The 7,768-nt window shown below is 37.2% G+C and carries 5 protein-coding genes; all 5 read left to right on the top strand.

Annotated features, from left to right (window positions below; all coding sequences use genetic code 11):
- The first annotated feature begins 270 nt into the window (after window positions 1–270).
- The 5 genes from KS419_RS13015 (at window position 271) to KS419_RS12995 (ending at window position 7,708) form a co-directional block, all read left to right on the top strand.
- Window positions 271–1,125, top strand: coding sequence for a Cof-type HAD-IIB family hydrolase (locus KS419_RS13015; protein ID WP_217066842.1), 855 nt, complete (start codon window positions 271–273; stop codon window positions 1,123–1,125).
- Between the two features lie 146 nt (window positions 1,126–1,271).
- Window positions 1,272–2,798 carry a coproporphyrinogen III oxidase gene (locus KS419_RS13010; protein WP_217066841.1) on the top strand — a complete coding sequence of 509 codons (1,527 nt, stop codon included), beginning with the start codon at window positions 1,272–1,274 and terminating at the stop codon, window positions 2,796–2,798.
- A gap of 43 nt (window positions 2,799–2,841) precedes the next feature.
- A complete protein-coding gene (locus KS419_RS13005) occupies window positions 2,842–3,273 on the top strand; it encodes a PaaI family thioesterase (RefSeq protein ID WP_217066840.1) in 432 nt (143 codons plus the stop codon).
- A gap of 215 nt (window positions 3,274–3,488) precedes the next feature.
- Window positions 3,489–4,724 carry a metallophosphoesterase family protein gene (locus tag KS419_RS13000; protein ID WP_217066839.1) on the top strand — a complete coding sequence of 412 codons (1,236 nt, stop codon included), beginning with the start codon at window positions 3,489–3,491 and terminating at the stop codon, window positions 4,722–4,724.
- Window positions 4,721–7,708 (top strand): ATP-binding protein, encoded by a 2,988-nt coding sequence (locus KS419_RS12995; protein ID WP_217066838.1) that lies wholly within the window; start codon window positions 4,721–4,723, stop codon window positions 7,706–7,708. Before KS419_RS13000 ends, KS419_RS12995 begins: the two co-directional genes overlap by 4 nt.
- Window positions 7,709–7,768 lie beyond the last annotated feature (60 nt).

Below are 7,768 nucleotides of genomic sequence, written 5' to 3'. Positions count from 1 at the left end.
GCACTGCCCTACGCTCGTGATCTTAGGCGAATGCGCTTTTCTTATTGTCTATTTCCATCGCCTACTCGCATGGGAACTGAAAAAGTGGTGTTTTTACACTTTTACAGTCCCTAAGCTACTTCGGAAGTGACCTTAGGCGCTCACACGTTACATTATTCAATCAACATTGATCTGTCAGTTTTTATACTCCTCAAAGTTCTATTCCTAAAAAGAGGGACATATATGTGTATTACTAATGAACCAAAGGATAAATGAAGGGGGATGGCAGCAATGACATATCGCTTATTAGCGTTGGACATCGATGGTACCCTGTTAAAGTCAAATCATCGGTTAGCAAAGGAAACAAAGGAATCTATTGATTATGTAAAAGAAAAAGGGGTGTATGTAACATTAGCTACGGGCAGAGCATTTCCGTCTGCCAAAAAAATTGCAAAAGCGCTGAAATTGGATGATTCCTATTTAATAACACATGATGGGGGATTTGTCGCTTGTGAGGGGGAAGAACCTGTTTATGAACGTCGGATAGATTCTGATCGCGCTTACCAACTGGTTGACATATTGGAGAACTATCGTTGCCACATACGTTTATTACATGAAAAATATGCGGTTGGAAATAAGGTTCGTCAACGAAACTATTTAATTGCTAAAATGAATTTAAGTGTAGGAGATCCATTGTTTTATCCTATTAATTACGTTAGTTCATTAAGCCACTACTTAATTGATCAACCATTAACTGTTCCAAAAATTAAAGCGTATTTCTGGAATGAACGGGAGAGACAGGATGCCATAGAGGAAATAAGGGAATTGGTTCCACATATAGGTCTGACTTCATCTGAAGAGGGTAGTTTAGATATTACGGACGCCTCAGCCTCAAAAGCAAAAGGTTTACAAGTGTTGGGGGAAAAGCTAGGAATTCAGCTTCACGAAATGGTAGCGATCGGAGCTTATGATAATGATGAAGAAATGATCTTACAGTCCGGTTTAGGTGTTGCGATGGGACAATCGTCTGAGAAATTGAAATCAATAGCCGACTGGGTTACAAGATCAAACAATCAAAACGGTGTAGGATACATGGTTCGGGAAGTATTTCGAAAGCAATTGCACCCTGCTGTGTACAAAAGGTAATGGAAAGAAAATATACGCAGCTCTTATGTGCTAATTACATAGGGCTGCGTTTTTGTATGTACTTTTATTGACTAAGGAATTGGAGCAAGATAAACTGTAGAAGGAATTTTTATTGCCACTAGCAGAAGGAAGGGAACGGGGTTCCAATGAATGTCATACAATTAATCGGTGTGGAAGATAAATTTCAGCGTGCTTGTGAACGGGTAGTTCAGCTTTTTGACGATGAATCGAAGGTCCTATTTGAATCTGGTTCAGATTTTTTAGGGGATTTATCCATTTCATTTAAAACTAGCCAATCGGATCATGCTATATATACTGAGGCGGTCTTTAAGGAAAACGATAAAGTCCTTGGGAAAAAAACTGTAAAGTTGGAGAGAAACGGGCATCCATTAAAAAAGGTTGAAAAACAAACCATACTTTACACCTTGTTGTCCTTGTTGGAAGAATATACTCAGATGGAGCAACCGTGGGGAGTACTGACGGGGGTAAGACCAACCAAGTTATACCACTCCATGAGAAAAGAGGGGAAATCGAAGAAAGAAATACACAAGGAGTTAAATGAACTCTACCTCCTTCGTCCTGAAAAAATAGACTTGTTAGGGAAGATTGTAGATAGACAACTTGCGGTAGTACCAGATTTAGATGAGGTAAGGAAAGAAGTAAGTATTTATATCGGTATCCCATTTTGTCCCACTATGTGTGCCTATTGTACGTTTCCTGCCTATGCCATAAATGGGAAAAACGGATCTGTAGCGGAGTTTTTAACTGGTCTACATTATGAAATGGAGCAAACAGGAAATTGGTTAAAAGAAAACAATGTAAAAGTTACAACTATTTATTTTGGTGGAGGAACTCCAACAAGTATTACTGCAAGTGAAATGGATGCATTATATCAAAAGATGTATGACGTTTTTCCAAATGTGGATCAAGTTAGGGAATTGACAGTCGAAGCGGGACGTCCCGACACCATTACCCAGGATAAAATAGATGTACTTAATAAATGGAAAGTAGACAGGATTAGCGTCAATCCACAATCATTTACAAATGAAACATTAAAGGCGATTGGCCGTCATCATACCGTGGAAGAGACAATTGATAAATATCACCTTGCCTATAAAAATGGCTTAACCAATATTAATATGGACCTGATTATTGGACTACCTGGAGAAGGAATGGAAGAGTTTGCCCATACGTTAGCAGTAACGAAAGAGTTAAGACCAACATCCCTAACAGTCCATACCCTATCTTATAAACGTGCCTCTCAAATGACGAAATACAAGGAAAAGTATAAAGTGGCAACTCGGAATGAAATTCATGACATGATGACTCTTGCAGGTGATTGGATGAATAAGGAGGGGTATGTTCCGTATTATTTATATCGGCAAAAGAATATTCTCGGTAATTTAGAAAATGTGGGATATGCCATACCAGATCAAGAAAGTATTTATAACATTATGATCATGGAAGAAGTTCAAACTATCATTGGGTTAGGTTGCGGTGCGGCGAGTAAATGGATAGATCCGATGACGGGGAAAATAGACCGGTTTGCAAATCCAAAGGAACCTCAGGCTTATATTAACAGCTATCAAACGTATACAGAGAAAAAAATAGGTGCACTGGAAAAGTTATTTGGTAACATTAATGAGAACAAAAACTCTCTCCCGTCCCTTTAAAAATAAAGCTATAATATATTCTAGGAAAGAAGGGAGTTTTAGTATGAATGAGAAGGAAATCCGAGAAAAATTTGAACAGGCCTTAAAAGTGAAAGACGATGGTACAGGCCAGTTATTTATGTATTCTTTACTTGATTTTGATATCCAATATGATGAAAAAGTGGAAAGGGTTTATATTAGTGTTCCAGTTACAGAAATCATGTTTAATCCAATAGGATTTTTACATGGAGGAATCTTAACGTATATTGCAGATACGGCAATGGGGCATCTTTGTGCTGCATTTGCTGAAAGTCCAAGCGTATCCTTAGAGTTAAAAACTCAGTTTTTTAGAACAACAAGGAAGGGCACCATTCATGCTACTGCGTATTTCACCAAAAAGGGAAAAAATGTTCAGTTTGTGGAATGTGTACTTAAAGATAACGAGGATAGGGATTTAGGGAAAGTTACAGGTACCTTTTACTCCCTTAATAATTAGGCTATGTTAAAGGATTGACATATAAACAAACTCAAAAGGCAACTAACCTTTTGAGTTATTTTTCTTATTTGGAGAAGAAAAATTTATTTTTAACCTCCCTATAAGTTGTTTTCAACACTTCGTTTAATATGATTTTACCAAAGAGTGAAGAAACGGGAACATTCATTCTCATTTATGTTATAATCACCTAAAGAGTAAGGGGAAGGGTGATGCTTATGTTCCGATTTATTCATTGTGCAGATGTTCATTTAGGACGTTCAATAAGGTCCCATATGGAAATGCCGGACGAGTTTATTCAAACCATTCAGCAGGCAACCTATGTATCCTTTCAGCGAATCATTGATAAGGCAATGGATTTGAATGTTGATTTTGTTTTAATTAGCGGAGACTTGTTTGACAGCGAGTACCGTTCATTGAGGGCTCAATGGTTTGTCAAAAAACAAGCTGTTCGTTTAGCGGAAAAAAATATTCCACTATTTATCATTCATGGTAATCATGATCCATTAATTGGACAGGAAAACGAATTAACCATGCCTGAGAATGTACATATATTTAAAGAACGTGTGGAGTCAGTAAAGATACATAACGGACGTGGAGATACGGGATATATCTATGGATTCAGTTATCCGGAAAAAGCCTTTATGGATAATCCTGCACCACTTTACCAAAGAGTAAATGATGACCGAGCCTATCACATTGGGATGCTCCATGGACAGGAAAGGGCGCAAACAGACCATGATCCATACGCTCCGTTTTCAGTCAAAGAACTAAGGGAAAAGAATTTCGATTATTGGGCATTAGGGCATATTCATAAACGTCAAATTCTTTCAGAAACTCCACCTATTGTTTACTCTGGAAATGTGCAAGGTGCTCATCGGAAAGAAACAGGGAAAAAGGGAGCGTATTATGTGGAATTAACAAAAACAGGTGCCACATTGTCCTTATTGGAAACATCCCCTGTGGAATGGATGAATGTTCAAGTCAGTATCAACAACCTGGAATTGATAGATCAACTAATCAGTGGAATTGAGACAACGTTAAAGGTAGAAGAAGGTAGTAAACAATATTTAGTAGATTTGTCCATTATTGGAGAGGGGATTCTCCATGATCAACTGGTTAACTATCGCGATCAACAGGAACTTCTGAGCCTGTTAAGGGAGGAATTAAGCCATATACCTTATCTTTGGATTGAACGTATGGAAGTTAATACGACAGCTGTTTTTGATAGGGAATCCCTCCGGGAGCAGGATCACCTTTTGGGAGATGTGGTAAGAGTTGTTGATGAAATGAAAAAACAGGAATCAGATGGTGAAGCATTGGAGCCTCTTTATTCTCATCCTGCCATGAACCGATTCTTGGAAAAATTAACTCATAAGGAGAGGGAAGAAATTATTGATCATGCTGAGAAGCTTCTCCTATCCTCTTTAATGAAAGGGGATGGTAAATCATGAAGTTGGTTAGGGTTCATATTTTTGGATACGGAAAATGGGAAGACCGGGTTTGGGATATTTCAAATAATAATAACCTTTCTCTTTTTATGGGTAAGAATGAAGCTGGCAAATCTACACTTATGTCCTTTATACAGGCAGTTCTGTTCGGGTTTCCTAAAAAAGGAGAAAACCAGTTTATTCCAGTTAAAACAGATAAGTACGGTGGATCAGTTAGTCTTCTGACGGAAGACTATGGAAGTATTACAATTCAGAGGATTAAAGGGAATAAAGTGAAGGGAGATGTAACTGTCTTTTTCCCAGAGGGACAAGAAGGCGGGGAAGAGGAACTTTTATCTGTCTTAAAAGGTCTTGACCAGCATACATTTCAAGGTATTTTCCATTTTAATTTAGATGGACTGAATGGCCTTGGTAATATTCATCCAGAAGATTTAAATCAATTTTTATATGACACAGGAATTGGCGGTGCTCAACAACTTACAAGATTAGAAAAGAAATTCTATTCAGAGATGGAGCTACTATTTAAACCTCGCGGGAAAAAAACTGAGATGAATCTTCTTTTAAAGGAATTGGAAGGAAAAAAACGGGAGAAGCAAAGATGGGAAGATAGAATTGCTGCCTATGAACAGCTGAAGCGGGATATAAAAGAAAGAGAGAAGAAACATAACGAAGTAAAGAAGGAATGGAAAATAACAAACGATAAAATTAATCAAGTGGAGAAGGCGGATATGATCTTTCCACTTGCCAAAGAATGGGAACAGCGCAGATTGTGGTTGAAAGAAGGGAAATCTATTGCCTTATTTCCAGAAAAGGGGCTTGAAAGATTAGAAGCATTAGAGCATAAGAGGAGTGAGGTAGTCACATTATTGAAAGACGAAAACGTAAAATTGGCTATGCTCGAGAGGGATAATCAGCAATTAGAATGCCATCCTTTTTGGAAAGACTTGAAACGGGAAATAGAGTATATAGATAAAAAAAATGATGTGTATCAAGCCCGAAAAAATGACTGGAAAGAATATCAATTAGAAAAGGAACACTTATCTAGAAAGAAAAATGCAATTGAAAAAGAATGGAGTACCTATGAAATAAATTTTTCGAGGATTGTCTATCATCAGACATTGAAATCCCAATATGACCAAATAAAAGAAATGTCTAATACGAAACAGCTTTACGAACAAAGGCTCAAGGAAGAAATAGAGAAAGTTACAAAAGAAGGAAGGGAAGAGGAAGGGGAAGTTGTCCGTATCGAACAGCATCTAATGTCAAAGGAGGAGCTTGCCCTTTTAAAGAACAAGATAAATGAGATGGAAGAAAAAGGTGATACAAAAGTACAAAAACTTCTTATCAAAGAGCGCTTAAATTCTAGCCATCGTCACCATGACAAATTGGTAAGCCAGGAAAAACAGCAGGTATCCATCTTAGGGGGATTGACTGGTGCATTTCTATTAATAGCGTTATACGGATTTCTGTTCTCAGAAGGAATAATCACTGTGATTGGAGCCGGATTTACTCTTCTCTTTCTAATGACTGTTTTTCTAAAAAGAAATGCAATTTTCAAACAGAAAAAGGAACAGATAAAGGAGCAAGAAGTTCTTCAAACCCAGTTAAGGGAATTGGATAATGAAACAGCAGATAAAACATCTTTGGAACATTGGAAACGTGAATTTGAGTGGGAGAATGAAAGACGGAGACAATTAGAGCAACTAAAAAACCAACTCCAACGTTTGACACAGAAACAAGATGTATTGTTTAAGGAATGGGATGAGTTACAAGAAGGAAAAAGGAACGTTCAAAGGGAACTAAAGGAATGGGCAGAAAGATACCGTCTTCCTTTAAACTTATCCTTTTCATTATACGACCGTCTCCTAGAAAGTCTGGAGAAGTGGAATGCTATAGAAGAACAATTATTTCTACTAAATGGGAAAATGGACACTCTTTATTTAGAGCTAAAGGAATTTGAAGATATGCTTGAGGAAATAATCAAAAAAACTGGCTTGAAAAAGGGTAATTCTGTTAGAGAATCTGTTCAGTTCCTTATTCAGTTTTATGATAGGGAAGTTGAAAAAGGCAGTAGATTTCAAAGAATCAAGGAACAAATCCAATTAAGGGAAGAATCTCTACTGCGATTACAACATGAAAAGGAACAGATTGAGAAAGAGATGGACACATTATTAAGAAATGCTGAAGTGAATAATGAAGAGGATTTCCGGAGAAAAGCATATCACTATGAACAACAGAGAATTCAAGAAGAGGAAAAAAACCATTACTGGATACAAATGAAAACGATTTTCCCGGATGAAACTCTTTTAATGAAATCCATTCAGCGACTAATCTATGAAAATTATTCTCCTGGGATCGAGCGGAAGCATCTTGAAGAAATAGTAAAGAAACTGGAACTGGAAATGAATACTCATTTGGAAGAGATTGCAACGTTAAAACAGGAAGTTACTTTATTAGAACAGGATGGTACATATGAGGAAATTCTCTTGACTTTTTCTCAATTAAACGAAGAATTGAAGACGTTAGCCAAACAATGGGCTACCTATTCCGTAGGATCACAAATGATTAAACACGTAAAGGGAATCTATGAGAGAGAACGGCAGCCTGCAGTCATTAAGAAGGCAGAAGAGATATTTCAGGAATTGACAGATGGGGAGTATAAAAGAGTGTATGCTCCTTTAGGGGAAGAGCGATTTATTGTTGAGCATAAGGATGGGGCAAGGTATGAACCTTCACAATTAAGTAGAGGTACATGTGAAATGTTATATTTAGCCTTCCGATTTGCATTAGCCAGTTTATTTTCAGTAAAAGCTCCTTTCCCAATTATTATGGATGAGACATTAGTGAATATGGACAGAACGAGGAGAATCAGAGTAGTATCATTTCTAAACAAGTTTTCCAAGGGACGTCAAATCTTACTATTTACATGTCATCATCATATTGCAAATGAATTCCAATGTGAGAAAATAGATATGTTTCAAGATTAAAGAGGGAAAACCCTTTTATCCTGATACTGCTTTTGGTAAAATCAGTGGCATAGAGTGGTA

It is taken from the genome of Evansella tamaricis (assembly GCF_019042215.1).
GTDB classification, from domain to species: domain Bacteria; phylum Bacillota; class Bacilli; order Bacillales; family Salisediminibacteriaceae; genus Evansella; species Evansella tamaricis.
This window is presented reverse-complemented; position numbering and strand designations above follow the sequence as displayed.